This window comes from Streptomyces sp. NPDC088706 (assembly GCF_044752765.1).
Lineage (GTDB): Bacteria > Actinomycetota > Actinomycetes > Streptomycetales > Streptomycetaceae > Streptomyces.
On record NZ_JBIVLW010000003.1, the window covers coordinates 688,048 to 703,470 of the forward strand.

A 15,423-nucleotide genomic window follows, 5' to 3' on the forward strand; every position below is an offset into this window, starting at 1 on the left:
GGCCGTCCCATGGAGTACGCGCGCGGTACCAGCGGCGGAAGCCCTGCCCTACGGACACGAACACGTCAGCAGCTTTGCCCAAAGCCATTCCATCGGGTGACGACTGGGCCAGACGGATGACGCCCGCCCAGGCCCCAACTAGGGTGCGGCGCAAGCGTTCCGGCACTTGGCCCACCGGCATTGCGATGTCAGTGACGGGTGCCACAGTGGGGGAGTGGACAACCGTCGCGGGGCAGAGGGGGTGACATCCGGCCGTGTCCGGTATCGACGTGGGTGAGGAGCTGGGTGCACGGGCCGCACAGGCCCGAGCGCTCGCCCTGCTGCGGATCCGCAGCAGGGCACTGGCCGTGGTGATCACGCCGGCGGCCGTGGCTGTCGTGCTGTTCGCCGCGGGCGCCCAGGGGCACCTCGGCGGGTCCGTCTGGGACGGGGTGCGGTGGGCGGTGCTGGGTGTCGCCGTCTTGGTGCTGCTGGTGGCCGCCGCCGTCGCGGTCTCCGTCGCGCGGGCCCGGCCCGCCGTGAGCCCCACCGTCCCCGTGGCGGAGGAGGGCGCCCCCGACCTCTACCGGCTGGTCCGGGACCTCGCCGACCGGCTCGGCGTCCCCGCGCCCTCGGCCATAGCGCTCACCCCTGACTGCGACAGCTGGCTGGAGGACCGTACCCACCGCGCGCACCGCGTGGGCCGGAAGCGGCCGAAAGCCACGTCGGCGGCCCCGGAGCAGGCTGCCGTCGCCCCGGCGCCGGCTGAGGACCGTGCGGCCAAGGACACCGCCCCCGTCCTGGTGATCGGTTCGCCGTTCCTGTGGTGGATGCGGGTAGCCGAGCTCCGCGCGGTCCTCGCCCCCGTCGTGGCGGGCACCGACTCGTCCGCGCACCCCGACATAGCCGCCGCCCGGCGCTTCGTCCGCGGTCTGGACGCCGCGGTGGCCGACGGAGCCGCCCCCGGCCGCGGGGCGCTGCGCGGGGCGCCGGTCACCTTCGCCGGCTGGGTCGCCCGGCTGCTGCTGCGCGCCTGCCGGGAGCACGCCGCCGAGATGGAGCGGTGCGTGGCGGCCACGGCCTCGATGCGCGCCCAGGGCGTCGACTACGCGCTCCGCATCGCCGCCCAGGAGCAGATCGGCCTGGCCTACGCGGGCTGGGACCGGCTGCTGACCCGGGTCGCGCTGCCCGCCTGGCGGATGGGCCGCTGGCCCTCCCGGCTGGACGCCGGAGTGGTCTCCGCGCTCACCGAGCTCTCCCGCCGGGACCGGCTGGCCGACGGCTTCACCTCGCGCCTCGGTGAGCGCCCCGCCTGCGACCTGCTCGACGAGCCCGGCGCCGCCGACGAGGCCACCTCCCTGCTCGCCGCCCGCCTCTTCCACGGCGGCCCCGCGGAGAGCGGTCCGGGCTGGGCGCCGGTGGACTGGCAGCAGTATCCGGACGAGGTCGTCGACCGGAAGTGGCGTACGGAGGCGGCCCGGCTCCACCGGGTGCTCGACGCCATGGGCGTACCCCCGGCCTCCGCGGCCGATCCGGCGGTTCCCACCCTGGCCCGGGTCATGGAGCACCTGTCCGGACCCGGCGGGCCCGGGGAGGAGCTCGCGGCGGGCATCGGGGCGGCGGTCGCCCGCGACGACGCCCGGGCCTCGGCGCCCGGCCCGTCCCAGCAGCCGCCGTCCGGCACCGGCCCGGACCCCCTCGACCTCTGGGGCCCCGACCCGCTGCCCCTCTTCCCGCTCCAGCCGCCGCGTACGGGTACGGAGCTGCTCGCCGACCACGTCGCGGCCATGGTCTGCTGCGCGGCCGTGGACACGGCGGGCGCGGCCCCCGGCCTCGACTGGCTGGACGGCCCCGTGCTGCTCGTCGACGGCGAGCGCCGGGCGGACCTCGCGGCGCCGGTCCTCAGCCTGGTCGAGGACGGCGACCCGGACCCGCTGCGGTCCTGGCTGGCCGAGGCGGGCGTGCGCTCCGACAAGCCGGTGCGGCTGGTGTGACCGAGAGCCCGCCGCCGGGCAGTCCACAGCACTGTCCGGGGGCGCACCCCGGGACCGGCCTGCGGCAGGGGCCCGCCCCGGGGGAGGCACCGCCCGGGTCCCGGGGGAGGCACCGCCCGGCGGCAAAGCACCGCCCGGGGGAAGCACCGACCGGCGGCAAGGCACCGCCCGGCGGCAAGGCACCGCCCGGGCCCCGGGGGAGGCACCTCCCGGCGGCAAGGCACCGCCCGGGGGAAGTACCGACCAGCGGCAAGGGACCTCCCGGCGGCAAAGCACCGACCAGCGGCAACGGACCGCCAGTCGGCACAGACCCGCCCGGAGACAGGGACTCGCCCGGAGACAGGGGTCCACCCGGAGGGAAACGTTCCGATCACGTCAATTCACGACGAAGGGTGACGGAGTGCGTGCGTTATGTGATGTGCTGGGGAGCGGCGCCGGCATCGTGCGCGCCGGTGTTGTCCGGGGGACCTGAGGGAGGGGCGCGGCATGGGGGCGGAGCAGATTCGCCGGTGGGAGTCGGGCGCCCTCGCGCACGCGGTGAGCGACCCCTTCGGGCAGGGCCCCCTGCCCTGGCTGCGCGGCAGCGAGAACTACTTCGACGACACCGGCCAGGTCGTCCCCTGGTACGCCGACCTCGCCCGCTCCACCGGCGGCGGCACCCGTACCGCCGACGACGTGCGCCGGCAGATCAAGGGCTTCGTCTCACCCGGAGCGGCCGCCCCCGGCGAGGCGATCGACTTCCACATCACCGTGGACCCGCCCCAGCAGTTCTCCGTGGACGTCTACCGGATCGGTCACTACGGCGGCGACGGCGCGTCCAAGATCACCACGAGCCCGCGCCTCTCCGGCATCGTCCAGCCTCCGCCCCTCGCCGCGGACCGGACCGTGTCCTGCCATCACTGGTGGATGTCCTGGCGGCTCCAGATCCCCAGCTACTGGTCGGTCGGCGCGTACGTGGCGGTCCTGACGACCGCCGACGGCTACCGCTCGCACATTCCGTTCACCGTCCGCCACGACCACCCCGCCGACCTGCTGCTCCTGCTCCCCGACATCACCTGGCAGGCGTACAACCTCTATCCGGAGGACGGCCGCACCGGCGCCAGCCTCTACCACGCCTGGGACGATTCGGGGCGGCTGCTCGGCGAGGAGGAAGCCGCCGTCACGATCTCCTTCGACCGCCCGTACGCCGGGGCCGGCCTGCCGCTGCACGTGGGGCACGCGTACGACTTCATCCGCTGGGCCGAGCGGTACGGGTACGACCTCGCCTACGCCGACGCCCGGGACCTGCACGCGGGTCGCGTGGACCCCAGCCGCTACCGGGGCCTGGTCTTCCCCGGCCACGACGAGTACTGGTCCACGCCCATGCGCCGGGCCGCCGAGCGCGCCCGCGACTGCGGCACCTCGCTGGTCTTCCTCTCCGCCAACACCATGTACTGGCAGGTGGGCCTCGCCCCCTCCGCCTCCGGCATCCCCGACCGCCTGCTGACCTGCCGCAAGCGCCGGGGACCGGGCAAGTCCGCGCTGTGGCGCGAGGTGGACCGGCCCGAGCAGCAGCTCCTGGGCATCCAGTACGCGGGCCGGGTCCCCGAGCCCAGTCCGATGGTCGTGCGCAACGCCGGGCACTGGCTCTGGGACGCCACGGGCGCGGTCGACGGCGACGAGATCGCGGGCCTGGTGGCCGGTGAGGCCGACCGCTACTTCCCCCGGACGAGCCTGCCCGAGCACGACAACCGGATCCTGCTCGCCCACTCCCCGTACCAGGACTCCGAAGGCGCCACCCGTCACCAGGAGACCTCGCTCTACCAGGCCCCCTCCGGCGCCCTCGTCTTCGCCTCCGGCACCTTCGCCTGGTCCCCGGCCCTGGACCGCCCCGGGCACACCGACCCCCGGATCCAGCGGGCCACGGCCAACCTCCTCGACCGGATCTGCAAGCGCGACTGAGGCTGCGACTGAGACCGCGACCGACGCACCGGGAGCGGCAGCCGCGGACGCGACCGGCCGAAGACCGGGCCCCGCGCGCGCCGTGCCCCCTCCGTACGGGACAATCGGAACCGCTCCTGGATCAATCTACGCGGAGGCACCGTGTCCGGTTTTGTAGAAAAGCCCGAGCCCGTACAGGTTCCGGGCCTCACCCACCTGCACACCGGCAAGGTGCGTGATCTGTACCGGAACGAGGCGGGCGACCTCGTCATGGTCGCCAGCGACCGTATCTCCGCGTACGACTGGGTCCTGCCCACCGAGATCCCCGACAAGGGCCGCGTCCTCACCAAGCTCTCGCTCTGGTGGTTCGACCAGCTCGCCGACCTGGTGCCCAACCACGTGATCTCCACCGAGCTGCCGCCCGGCGCCCCGGCGGACTGGGCGGGCCGCACCCTCATCTGCACGTCCCTGCGGATGATCCAGGTCGAGTGCGTGGCCCGCGGCTATCTGACCGGTTCCGGGCTCGCCGAGTACCAGGACTCCCGTACGGTCTGCGGCATCGGCCTTCCCGAGGGGCTGGTCGACGGCTCCGAGCTGCCCGGCCCGATCTTCACCCCGGCCACCAAGGCGGCCGTCGGCGACCACGACGAGAACGTGAGTTACGAGGAGATCGCCCGCGAGGTCGGCGTGGAGACGGCCGCCGAGCTGCGGCAGACGACGCTCGACGTCTACCGCCGGGCCCGGGACATCGCGCACCAGCGCGGGATCATCCTCGCCGACACCAAGTTCGAGTTCGGCTTCGAGAGGCCCGACGAGGGCCGCGACGGCGGCGAGCGGCTGATCATCGCGGATGAGGTGCTGACGCCGGACTCCTCGCGCTTCTGGCCCGCCGCCACCTGGAAGCCGGGCCGCGCGCAGCCGTCCTACGACAAGCAGTTCGTGCGGGACTGGCTGACCTCGCCGGCCTCCGGCTGGGACCGCGCGAGCGAGCAGCCGCCGTCGGCGCTGCCGCAGGAGATCGTGGACGCGACCCGCGCCAAGTACATCGAGGCGTACGAGGTCCTGACCGGCAGCAGCTGGTCGTAGGGGCGAGCGGATACGCGGAAGGCCCCGGTCCTGGAGGACCGGGGCCTTCTCCTTGTGGAGCGGACGACCAGGTTCGAACTGGCGACCTCAACCTTGGCAAGGTTGCGCTCTACCAACTGAGCTACGTCCGCACTGCGCCGAAGCGCGCTGCTTACTATACCCAACCCCGCTCGCGTGCGAGACGCACCGCCGTGTGCCGGTTCTCCGCCCCGATCTTGGAGGCGGCCGAGGACAGGTAGTTGCGGACGGTCCCCTGGGAGAGCGAGGCCCGCTCCGCGATCTCCGCGACCGGCGCCCCGTCCGCCGCCAGTTCGAGCACCTCGGCCTCCCGGGCGGTCAGCGGGGAGTCCCCGGCGGCGATGGCGTCGGCCGCCAACTCCGGGTCGACGTAACGGTTTCCGGCATGGACGGTACGGATGATCTCGGCGAGCCGCCGGGCGCTGACGGTCTTCGGCACGAACCCGCGTACGCCGGCGGCCAACGCCCGCTTGAGGTGCCCAGGCCGGCCGTGGCTGGTCACGATCATGGTGCGGCAGCCGGGCAGTTCGCTGCGGAGCGTTGTGGCGACCTTCACACCGTCCGCACCCGGCATCTGGAGGTCGAGGACGGCGACATCGGGCCGGTGGGCCAGGGCCATGGCGAGCGCCTCGGGGCCGCTGGCCGCCTCCGCGACGACCACGAGATCGTCCTCCAGGGCCAGCAGCGCGGCCAGCGCGCCCCGGATCAGATGCTCGTCGTCGGCGAGCAGGACCCGCAGGGGCCGGCCGGAGTCGTCGGTGGTCATCGCTCCTCCGGGAGGGCAGTGCGGCCGGTGGTCATCGCTCCTCCGGGAGGGCGGTACGGAGTGGTGGTCATCGCCCCGCCGGGAGGGCGGTACGGAGTGGTGGTCATCGTTCCTCCGGAGAGGCGGATCGAGTGGCAGGAGTGGTGGGGCGGTTACGGGGAGCCGTCAGCGGCACCGTCGCCGTCACTCGGAACAGGCCCTCCCCGACCGCTCCGGCCTCCAGCGACCCGCCCAGGGCCGCGAGCCGTTCGCGCAGCCCGGCCAGGCCGGAGCCGCCGCCCTCACCCGCCGCGGCCACCTCCCCGGTCCCGGCCCCGCGTTCGCGCAGCCCGGCCAGGCCGGAGCCGCCGCCCTCACCCGCCGTGGCCGCCTCCCCGGTCCCGGCCCCGTCGTTCTCGACCTCCAGCACGACCGCGCCCGCCGCCGTCTTGAGCCGGATCACGCACCTCCGGGGGTCGCCGTGGCGCAGGACGTTGGTCGCCGCCTCGCGGACCACCCAGCCCAGGGCCGCCTGCACCGCCGCGGGCGCCCCGGTCCCCGCCGGGCCGTCGGCGCCCTCGACGGTGCAGGTGATCCCGGCGGCCTCCAACACGCCCTTGGCGCCGAGCAGTTCGGTGGGCAGGTCGGCCTCGCGGTAGCCCCGTACGACATCGCGTACCTCCTGCTGGGAGGCGCGGGCGATCCGCTGCACCTCGACCATCTGGTCCATGGCCGCCGCGTTCCCGCGCTGGGCCAGCTCCACGGCCAGCTCGCTCTTCAGCGCGATCACCGCCAGGTTCCGGCCCAACACGTCGTGCATGTCCCGGCCGAACCGCAGCCGCTCCTCCGCCACCGCCAGCCGGGCCTGCATGTCCCGGGCCTCCTCCGCCTGCCACATCACGGACAGGCTCCAGGCGCTCGGCCGGGTCGAGATGAGCACCAGCAGGGTGACGACGAGCAGCGAGAAGGCCGCCCCGAACAGCATGCGGCCGGGCACCCCGACGGCCGCCAGCAGCGCCACCACCGCCACCGCGTAGGCCGCGCAGAGGAGCAGGTACTTCCGGACCGGGACGATGAGCACGTACGGGGTCGCGAACGCCAGGGGCAGGTCCAGCACCAGCAGGCTCAGCCCCGCGTCCTCGACGCCACCCACCGCCGCGAGGGCCACCAGCAGGCCGGTCAGCACCGCCAGCAGCGCCGCCGGCAGCCGCAGCCGCCGCAGCGGGAAGAGTTCGGTCCCCCGGTAGTGGGCGAAGGCGGGTTCCACGTTGCGGTTGCTCAGCAGGCACTGGGCGGCGTTCACCACGAGGAACGCCACCGCCAGGGAGACCGGCAGCGGGCCCTGCCCAAGGGCCTTGCCCAGTGGCAGCAGCCCCCAGGTCCCGAGAAAGACCCAGGGGAGCGCGCAGAGCGTGACCCGGGTGTAGAGGTCGATGCGCTGGAGCTTGGTGCGTTCCTGCCAGCCGCGTCGCCAGCCCCGTACCCGACCGATCACCTCGTCCAGCCCCTTCACGTCATCCCCACGGCCACGGCAGGAGCCCGTCCCTCAGCCGCGCGGGTCCCAGCGGAACCACCGCTGCACAGCAAACACCGCGAACGCGGTCCAGGCCAGCGCCGCCACGGCGGCCGTGACCAGGTCCCCGCCCTCCACACCCCCGAGCCAGCCGTGCCGGATCAGGGTCATCACGCCGGTCAGCGGCAGCAGTTCGAACACCGAGGCCAGGCCGTCCGGGAAGATGTCCAGCGGGACGAAGATCCCGGAGGCGAAGAGCGAGACGAAGAACAGCGGCAACGTGGTGAGCTGCGAGGTCTGCACCGTCCGGGTCACCGCGGAGGTCGCGGCCGCCAGGCCGGACATCATCACGAGACCCACCAGCAGACCCGCCAGGAACAGCTCGGGCCGCTTCGGCGCGCTCAGGTCGAAGGCGACCGCGCCGGCCGCGACCAGCAGCACGACCTGGAGGAGGGCCAGCGCGACGGCGGGCAGCGCGTTGGCGGCCAGGATCTCGCGGTCGGTGACCTCACCGGTGCGCAGCCGCTTGAGGACGAGCTCCTCGCGCCGGGTGACGTACCCGGTGACGAGGGTCATGTAGACGACCTGGACCAGCACGATGCCGATGCCGCCGGTGAGGGCGGCGCCCGCGATGGAGAGGCCGGTGCCGGCGAGGTCGATCTGCTGGAGCGAGGCCCGGATCGAGAAGATCATCACGACCGGCAGCACCAGGGCCACGAAGATCGCGGACCGGTTGCGGACCAGCAGGATCAGTTCGGCGCGGGCGAGGGCGGTGAGCCGTCGTGCGGAGGCGGACGCCTTCGACGGGGATGAGGGGCCGGGGGTCGTGCGGTCGTCCGCGAGGGCGGTGGGCGTGGTCATGCCGTCACCTTCTTCTTCGTCTCGTCCATCGGCTTGGCCCCCGCCCGGCGCGGGTCGTCGGCCCGGGAGCGGAGCTGGGTGTTCGCGATCTGGAGGAATGCCTCCTCCAGGGAGGCGGAGCGGGCGTCCAGCCCGAGCAGCTGGACGCCCGACTCCCGTGCCCAGCCCAGCAGTTCGTGCAGCGACTCCTGGAGCGCGGCGGTGCGGATCTCGATCCGCTGCCCTTGTGCGCCCGCCCGCAGCGAGAGCGGGAGGTGTCCTGCCGGTACGTCGTCGGGCAGCGTGAACCGGATCCTGGCGGGCTGCGACGCGGTGACCTCGGCGGTCGTCCCGGCCGTCACGATCTGCCCCTGGTGCATGATCGCCAGCCGGTCCGCGAGCGCCTCGGCCTCCTCCAGGTAGTGCGTGGTCAGCAGTACGGTCGTGCCGCCGTCCCGGAGCGCCCGGATCAGGTCCCAGGTGTCGCGCCGGCCCTCGGCGTCCAGCCCCGTCGTCGGCTCGTCCAGGAAGAGCACCTCGGGCCGCGAGGTCAGGGCCAGCGCCAGGTCCAGGCGCCGTTTCTCGCCGCCGGAGAGCTGCTTGACCCGCACCCTGGCCCGGCTCGTGAGGCCGACCATCTCCAGGGCTTCGGCGGCGGGGCGGGCGCCGGTGGTGCACGCCGACCACATCCGCGCGGTCTCCATGACGGTGAGGTCGGAGGGGAAGCCGCCCTCCTGGAGCATCACCCCGGTCCGGGGCCGGACGGCGGCGCGTTCGCGGTACGGGTCGTGGCCGAGGACCTCGACGGTCCCGGAGGTCGGGAGGGCCAGCCCCTCGAGGAGCTCCACGGTGGAGGTCTTGCCCGCGCCGTTCGTCCCGAGCAGGGCGAACAGCTCGCCTCGGGCCACGGAGAAGGAGACCCCGGAAACGGCCTCGAAGCCGTCCTGGTAGCTGCGGCGGACCCCGTCCGCCGCGATCACCGTCTCCGCGTCGGTCGTGCCACCGGTCGTTCGGTCGCTGAGAAAGTCGTCGCTGGTCATGCTTCAAGGTTTCCGCCGGAGCGGGCCCGTGAGCAGTGCGCGCTGTCACCACTGCTCATGACAAACGTCATGGGAGTGCTGCGGGGAATGCCAAAAGCCCTGACCGAAATCGGTCAGGGCTTTTGACTCTGTGGAGCGGACGACCAGGTTCGAACTGGCGACCTCAACCTTGGCAAGGTTGCGCTCTACCAACTGAGCTACGTCCGCAGTGCAACCACTCGGCTTTCACCGGTGGAGCGGGCACTACTCTACCTGATCCAACAGAGTGGTCCGAAGAGTCGTGCAGAGCGGGTGACAGGAATTGCACACTGCGCCTTCCCCCTGGAAGGGGGATGTTCTACTACTGAACTACACCCGCACGCGGCTTGGGATCCGGCCTTTCGGCCTCGCCCCTCGGCGTGCTCCAGACTCTAGCCGACCTGCGGGGGTGTAGCGCAAGTCGGCTCCCGGCGGGTCTCCCGGAACGGGCGCGCGGGCGGCCCGCGGCACCCGGTCGAGGCTTTGAGCACCGCCCCTGACGGAGCCTCCGCCGCTCGGGGTCGAAGCGCTCGGGGCCGAAGCGCTCGGGGCGGGAGCGGTCGGAGCGGGAGCACTCCGGGCCGGAGCGCTCGGGTCCGGAGCGCTCGGAGTCGAAGCGCTCGGGGGATGGCCCCCCGGCGCCCCCACCCCCCCGGCCGCCCACCCTCCCCGGCCCTCCCCGGCGGCCCGCCCGTCCGGCGGCCCGCCCGCCCGGCCCCTCGTTCAGTCGGCCGCGTTGAACGCCTCGTAGACCTTCTTCGGGATCCGGCCCCGGGCCGGCACCTCCATCCGGTGCGACCGGGCCCAGGCGCGGACGGCCGCGGGGTCCGGGGCGACGGAGGTGTGGTGGTACGTCACGGGGGCCCTGCCGTGCTTACCGGCATTTGTCTGCTTTCGGCCGGCCGCCACGTAAGGCGCCAAGGCCTTCCGCAGTTTCTTCGCGTTGGCGGGATTCAGGTCGATCTCGTACGTCTTCCCGTCCAGGGCGAAGGTGACCGTTTCCGCCGCTGTTCCCCCGTCGATGTCGTCGGAGAGCGTAACCACTACGCGCTGGGCCACGGATATCGGTCCTTTCCTACGGCATCGGCGCGTCAGGCGTGCGCCGGTGGCCGGCCTTCCGGCTGTTAGGCGGATACGGATCGACTGATGTCGACTGTTCCGGTGTTCCCGGGGCCAATGCTGCTTTCCCCGGTAATCATTTGTACAGCGGTAGGTACCGCATTGTGAAGCCCGGCCAATTGCGTCCGCGTGTCCGTACGCAATCAAGCGCATGATTTTTCCCCGGACTTTTCTCGTCCGTTGTCGCGGTCGATATCCCGGCGTGATCCGCACCGGGCCCGCACCGGGCCCGCACCGGGCCCGCACCGGGCCCCGCGGTCCCTCCCCGCCGCGTCCGTTCCGCCCGATATCTACCCGCGTAGAATTTTCGGCCAGGTACGCTGAGTGGACCCGCGGGGGTCTGGGGAACCCCCCGGAGAGACAGCCGCACCACACCACCACACCGGGAGTGCCAGTGGCACGCGTCGTAGTCGACGTCATGCTCAAGCCGGAGATCCTCGACCCGCAGGGACAGGCGGTGCAGCGCGCGCTGCCCCGTCTCGGCTTTGAGGGAATCGCGGACGTTCGTCAGGGAAAGCGTTTCGAGCTGGAGGTCGAGGGGCCGGTGGACGACGCCGCCCTCGCCCGCATTAACGAGATGGCCGAGACCTTCCTCGCCAACACCGTCATCGAGGACTTCGTCGTGAAGGTGGAGGAGGAGAAGTGACCACCCGTATCGGCGTCGTCACTTTTCCCGGCACCCTCGACGATCAGGACGCGCTGCGGGCCGTCCGCATCGCGGGCGCGGAGCCGGTATCGCTCTGGCACCGCGACAAGGATCTGCACCAGGTCGACGCGGTCGTCCTGGCCGGCGGCTTCTCCTACGGGGACTACCTGCGGGCAGGCGCGATCTCGCGCTTCTCGCCGGTGATGGAGCCGCTCATCGAGCAGGCGAAGGCCGGCATGCCGGTCCTCGGCATCTGCAACGGCTTCCAGATCCTGACCGAGGCGCACCTGCTGCCCGGCGCGATGCTGCGCAACAACCACCTGCACTTCATCTGCCGCGACCAGAAGCTGCGGGTGGAGAACGCGGGGACCGCCTGGACCGCCGACTACAGCGCGGGCCAGGAGATCCAGGTCCCGCTCAAGAACATGGACGGCCGGTACACCGCCGACGAGCACACGCTCGACGAGCTGGAGGCCGAGGGCCGCGTCGCCTTCCGCTACCTGGACGGCAACCCCAACGGCTCGCTCCGCGACATCGCGGGCATCACCAACGCGGCGGGCAACATCGTCGGTCTGATGCCGCACCCGGAGCACGCCGTGGAGCCGCTCGTCGGCACCGGCCGCACCGACGGCCTCGGTTTCTTTACCTCGATCATCAAGAAGCTGGTCAACGCATGAGCCTGGATACGGTCAAGCACGCGGCCGAGACCCCGGACGCCGAGCAGCCCTGGAAGGAGCTCGGCCTCAAGGAGGACGAGTACGCCCGGATCCGCGAGATCCTGGGCCGCCGCCCCACCGGCGCCGAGCTCGCCATGTACTCCGTGATGTGGTCCGAGCACTGTTCGTACAAGAGCAGCAAGGTCCACCTCAAGCAGTTCGGCGAGAAGGTCCCCGCCAACGACGCGATGCTCGTCGGCATCGGTGAGAACGCGGGCGTCGTCGACGTCGGCCAGGGGTACGCGGTCACCTTCAAGGTCGAGTCGCACAACCACCCCTCGTACATCGAGCCCTACCAGGGCGCGGCCACCGGCATCGGCGGCATCGTCCGCGACATCCTCGCCATGGGCGCCCGCCCCATCGCGGTCGTCGACCCGCTGCGCTTCGGCGCGGCCGACCACCCCGACACCAAGCGCGTCCTGCCGGGCGTCGTCGCGGGCATCGGCGGCTACGGCAACTGCCTGGGCCTGCCCAACATCGGCGGCGAGGTCGTCTTCGACTCCTGCTACCAGGGCAACCCGCTGGTCAACGCCGGCTGTATCGGCGTGATGAAGCACGAGGACATCCACCTCGCCAAGGCGTCCGGCCCCGGCAACAAGGTCATCCTCTACGGTGCCCGCACCGGCGGCGACGGCATCGGCGGCGTCTCCGTGCTGGCGAGCGAGACCTTCGAGTCCACCGGACCGGCCAAGCGCCCCGCCGTCCAGGTCGGCGACCCGTTCCAGGAGAAGCTCCTCATCGAGTGCACCCTGGAGATCTTCCAGGAGAAGCTCGTCGCGGGCATCCAGGACCTCGGCGGCGCCGGGCTCTCCTGCGCCACCAGCGAGCTGGCCTCCGCCGGTTCCGGCGGGATGCGCGTCGAGCTGGACACCGTGCCGCTGCGCGACTCCTCACTCTCGCCCGAGGAGATCCTCATGAGCGAGTCGCAGGAGCGCATGTGCGCGATCGTCGAGCCGCGGCACGTGGACCGCTTCCTGGAGATCTGCGAGAAGTGGGACGTCATCGCCACCGTCATCGGTGAGGTGACCGACGGCTCGCAGCTGGAGATCTTCTGGCACGGCGAGCAGATCGTGGACGTACCCCCGCGCTCGGTCGCCCACGACGGCCCGGTCTACCACCGCCCGTTCGCCCGCCCGTCCTGGCAGGACGCGCTCCAGGCGGACGACGCCGGCAAGCTGGCCCGTCCTTCGAGCGCGGCCGAGCTGCGCGAGCAGGTCCTGAAGCTGGTCGCCTCGCCGAACCAGGCCTCCAAGGCGTGGATCACCGACCAGTACGACCGGTTCGTGCAGGGCAACACCGTGCTGGCGATGCCCGAGGACGCGGGCATGGTCCGCATCGACGCCGAGTCGAACCTGGGCGTGGCCATGGCGACCGACGGCAACGGCCGGTACGCCAAGCTCGACCCGTACACCGGCGCGCAGCTCGCGCTGGCGGAGTCGTACCGCAACGTCGCCGCCTCCGGCGCCAAGCCGCTCGCCATCTCGGACTGCCTCAACTTCGGTTCGCCCGAGGACCCGGACGTCATGTGGCAGTTCGCCGAGGCCACGCGCGGTCTCGCGGACGGCTGCCTGGTGCTGGGCACCCCGGTCACCGGCGGCAACGTGTCGTTGTACAACCAGACCGGTGAGACGGCGATCCACCCGACGCCGGTCGTGGCCGTGCTCGGTGTGATCGACGATGTCACCCGGCGTACGCCGGTCGCGTTCGCGGAGGAGGGCCAGCTCCTCTACCTGCTGGGCGACACCCACGAGGAGTTCGGCGGCTCGGCCTGGTCCGAGGTCGTCCACCACCACCTCGGCGGTCTGCCGCCCAAGGTGGACCTCGGCCGCGAGAAGCTGCTCGCCGAGATCCTCATCTCGGCCTCGCGCGACGGCATGATCGACGCCGCGCACGACCTGAGCGACGGCGGCCTGATCCAGGCGGTCACCGAGTCCTGCCTGCGGGGTGGGAAGGGTGCCCGGCTGGTCGTGCCGGACGACCTGGACACGTTCACGTTCCTCTTCTCGGAGTCGGCGGGCCGCGCGGTCGTCTCGATCCCGCGCAGCGAGGAGCTCCGCTTCAACGACATGTGCGGCGCACGGGGTCTGCCCGTCGCCCGCATCGGTGTCGTGGACGGCGAGGAGATCGAGATCCAGGGTGAGTTCTCCATCCCGCTGAGCGAGCTGCGTACGGCGCACGAGGCGACGATCCCCGCGCTGCTCGCCTGAGCCGCGCGCCGGCCGGCGTTCTGCGAAGCCCCCACCCGGGTCCTCCGGGCGGGGGCTTCGGTCTTCCCGGTATCCCTTGATAGAGATTACGTAATTACGTAAGGTTGGTTTCATGGAGCTGGAGCAGCGGGTCGCCGAGCTGGAGAGGCGGCTCACGGCGCTGGAGCGGCAGGACCGTGAGTCCCCCCGCCTGGGCGACGGCGACTTCTGGGCACTGAGCGGGTTGAAGCAGCAGCTCGCCGGTCTCGGGGAGGCCGCCGCCGGCGGGGGAGTGCTCTTCACCGGAGCGGTCCGACTGCCCACCGGCGAGAGTTACGAGTGGCAGTACGGCGCCCTCACCGCCGGCCTCCTCGGCGCGGAGGGCGCGGAGGGCGGGGACGGTGAGGACCGGCCGGACGACGCATCGGCGACGGCGGATGCGCTCGCCGCACTCGGCCACCCGGTACGGCTGCGCCTGCTCCGCGAGATCCTCGGCGGCCGCCGCACCGCCGCCGAACTGGCCGCGCTCGACGCGGTCGGCACCACCGGCCAGATCTACCACCACCTGCGCCAGCTGACCGGCGCGGGCTGGCTGCACACGGCCGGCCGCGGCCGGTACGAGGTGCCGGCCGCCCGGGTGGTGCCACTGCTGGTGGTGCTGACGGCGGCGCGGCCCTGACCTGAACGACCGACACGACGCCATGGGGGAGACATGTCCGTCCGCACAGCCCTAGCCATCGCCCAGCGACTGTCCTGGGTGGTCCTGATCGCGCTGATGATCAGCGAGTCCGTCACGGATCTGCCGGGACCCGGGTGGGCGACCACCCTGCTGCCCGCAGGGGTCGTGCTCGTCCTCATGGTGGCGACGATGACCCTGCAGACCCGGGCCGCCGCGCCCCGGGGCGAGCCGCGGCCCCCGGTCGAGGTCGACCCTCCGGTGGCGGGGAGCTGGACGGCCCTGAACAGCCCGGCGGACAAGGTGCCGAGCCACGGGACGCACGTCTACGGGCAGACGTACGCGATCGACATCGTGGCCGAGCCGGAGGCGGGCGCGGAGTTTGGTGACGGCGAGCCCGCCGCCCGTCCGGCGTTCCGCCGGCTCTGGCCGCTCCTCCGGTGCAACCAGGCCTTCCCGGCCTTCGGTGCCCCGCTGCTCGCGGTGGCCGACGCCAGGGTCGTCCGGGCGAGCGACGGCCAGCGCGACCACCTGAGCCGCAACTCGCTGCCCGCTCTCGCCTACCTGATGCTCATCGAGGGCAACGTCCGGTCGGTCGCCGGCGTGCACCGAGTCCTCGGCAACCACGTGATCCTCGACCTCGGCGAGGGTACGTACGCCGTCTACGCGCACGCCCGGCGCGGCTCGCTCCAGGTGAAGGCCGGGGACACCGTCCGGGCCGGGCAGCGGATCGGCCGCGTGGGGAACTCCGGCAACACCACCGAACCGCACCTCCACTTCCACCTGATGGACGGCCCCGATCCCGACGACGCCCGCGGCATCCCGTTCACCTGGCGGGGCGTCGGAGTCCCCGGAGGCGGCGAGACGTTCACCGTCGGGGAGCAGGTCGCACCGGCCCGGCCGGGCGATGTCGGTGCCGCCGGTTAG

At 72.5% G+C, this 15,423-nt stretch carries 13 protein-coding genes and 3 tRNA genes; 8 read left to right on the plus strand and 8 right to left on the minus strand.

Features of this window, described 5'->3' with window-relative positions:
* Positions 1-254 precede the first annotated feature (254 nt).
* The 3 genes from ACIQAK_RS12570 (at position 255) to ACIQAK_RS12580 (ending at position 4,979) form a co-directional block, all read left to right on the plus strand.
* Complete coding sequence (locus tag ACIQAK_RS12570; RefSeq protein ID WP_366392200.1) at positions 255-1,973, plus strand: hypothetical protein; 1,719 nt, start codon at positions 255-257, stop codon at positions 1,971-1,973.
* A 486-nt stretch (positions 1,974-2,459) separates the two neighbouring features.
* Positions 2,460-3,914, plus strand: a complete 1,455-nt coding sequence (locus tag ACIQAK_RS12575) for a N,N-dimethylformamidase beta subunit family domain-containing protein (RefSeq protein WP_366392201.1) — start codon at positions 2,460-2,462, stop codon at positions 3,912-3,914.
* A gap of 141 nt (positions 3,915-4,055) precedes the next feature.
* A complete protein-coding gene (locus ACIQAK_RS12580) occupies positions 4,056-4,979 on the plus strand; it encodes a phosphoribosylaminoimidazolesuccinocarboxamide synthase (protein ID WP_366392202.1) in 924 nt (307 codons plus the stop codon).
* A gap of 55 nt (positions 4,980-5,034) precedes the next feature.
* Here the strand turns inward: ACIQAK_RS12580 and ACIQAK_RS12585 are convergent.
* From ACIQAK_RS12585 to ACIQAK_RS12620, 8 genes are all read right to left on the minus strand, one after another.
* A tRNA-Gly gene (locus tag ACIQAK_RS12585) sits at positions 5,035-5,110 on the minus strand.
* A gap of 23 nt (positions 5,111-5,133) precedes the next feature.
* Entirely contained in the window at positions 5,134-5,763 is a 630-nt protein-coding gene (locus tag ACIQAK_RS12590; protein WP_366392203.1) for a response regulator transcription factor, read from the minus strand.
* Between the two features lie 103 nt (positions 5,764-5,866).
* On the minus strand, positions 5,867-7,255 hold the full coding sequence (locus ACIQAK_RS12595; protein ID WP_366392204.1) for a histidine kinase: 1,389 nt from the start codon (positions 7,253-7,255) through the stop codon (positions 5,867-5,869).
* A 33-nt stretch (positions 7,256-7,288) separates the two neighbouring features.
* Positions 7,289-8,116: an ABC transporter permease gene (locus tag ACIQAK_RS12600; RefSeq protein ID WP_366392205.1), complete on the minus strand. Its 828-nt coding sequence runs from the start codon at positions 8,114-8,116 to the stop codon at positions 7,289-7,291.
* Positions 8,113-9,135: an ABC transporter ATP-binding protein gene (locus tag ACIQAK_RS12605; RefSeq protein WP_366392206.1), complete on the minus strand. Its 1,023-nt coding sequence runs from the start codon at positions 9,133-9,135 to the stop codon at positions 8,113-8,115. Before ACIQAK_RS12605 ends, ACIQAK_RS12600 begins: the two co-directional genes overlap by 4 nt.
* Before the next feature lie 131 nt (positions 9,136-9,266).
* A tRNA-Gly gene (locus ACIQAK_RS12610) sits at positions 9,267-9,342 on the minus strand.
* A gap of 79 nt (positions 9,343-9,421) precedes the next feature.
* Positions 9,422-9,493: transfer RNA gene (locus ACIQAK_RS12615), tRNA-Gly, on the minus strand.
* A gap of 383 nt (positions 9,494-9,876) precedes the next feature.
* Entirely contained in the window at positions 9,877-10,212 is a 336-nt protein-coding gene (locus ACIQAK_RS12620) for an Lsr2 family protein (protein WP_366392207.1), read from the minus strand.
* A gap of 454 nt (positions 10,213-10,666) precedes the next feature.
* Between ACIQAK_RS12620 and purS the strand changes: the two genes are divergently transcribed.
* From purS to ACIQAK_RS12645, 5 genes are all read left to right on the plus strand, one after another.
* Positions 10,667-10,918, plus strand: coding sequence for a phosphoribosylformylglycinamidine synthase subunit PurS (purS, locus tag ACIQAK_RS12625; protein ID WP_010056446.1), 252 nt, complete (start codon positions 10,667-10,669; stop codon positions 10,916-10,918).
* The gene (purQ, locus tag ACIQAK_RS12630; protein ID WP_366392208.1) at positions 10,915-11,595 is read left to right on the plus strand and encodes a phosphoribosylformylglycinamidine synthase subunit PurQ; all 681 of its coding nucleotides are present in this window, start codon (positions 10,915-10,917) and stop codon (positions 11,593-11,595) included. The genes purS and purQ overlap by 4 nt, the downstream gene beginning before the upstream one ends.
* Entirely contained in the window at positions 11,592-13,841 is a 2,250-nt protein-coding gene (purL, locus tag ACIQAK_RS12635; RefSeq protein WP_366392209.1) for a phosphoribosylformylglycinamidine synthase subunit PurL, read from the plus strand. The genes purQ and purL overlap by 4 nt, the downstream gene beginning before the upstream one ends.
* Positions 13,842-13,953: 112 nt before the next feature.
* Positions 13,954-14,499, plus strand: coding sequence for a helix-turn-helix domain-containing protein (locus ACIQAK_RS12640; RefSeq protein ID WP_366392210.1), 546 nt, complete (start codon positions 13,954-13,956; stop codon positions 14,497-14,499).
* 33 nt (positions 14,500-14,532) lie between these two features.
* On the plus strand, positions 14,533-15,423 hold the full coding sequence (locus tag ACIQAK_RS12645) for a M23 family metallopeptidase (RefSeq protein WP_366392211.1): 891 nt from the start codon (positions 14,533-14,535) through the stop codon (positions 15,421-15,423).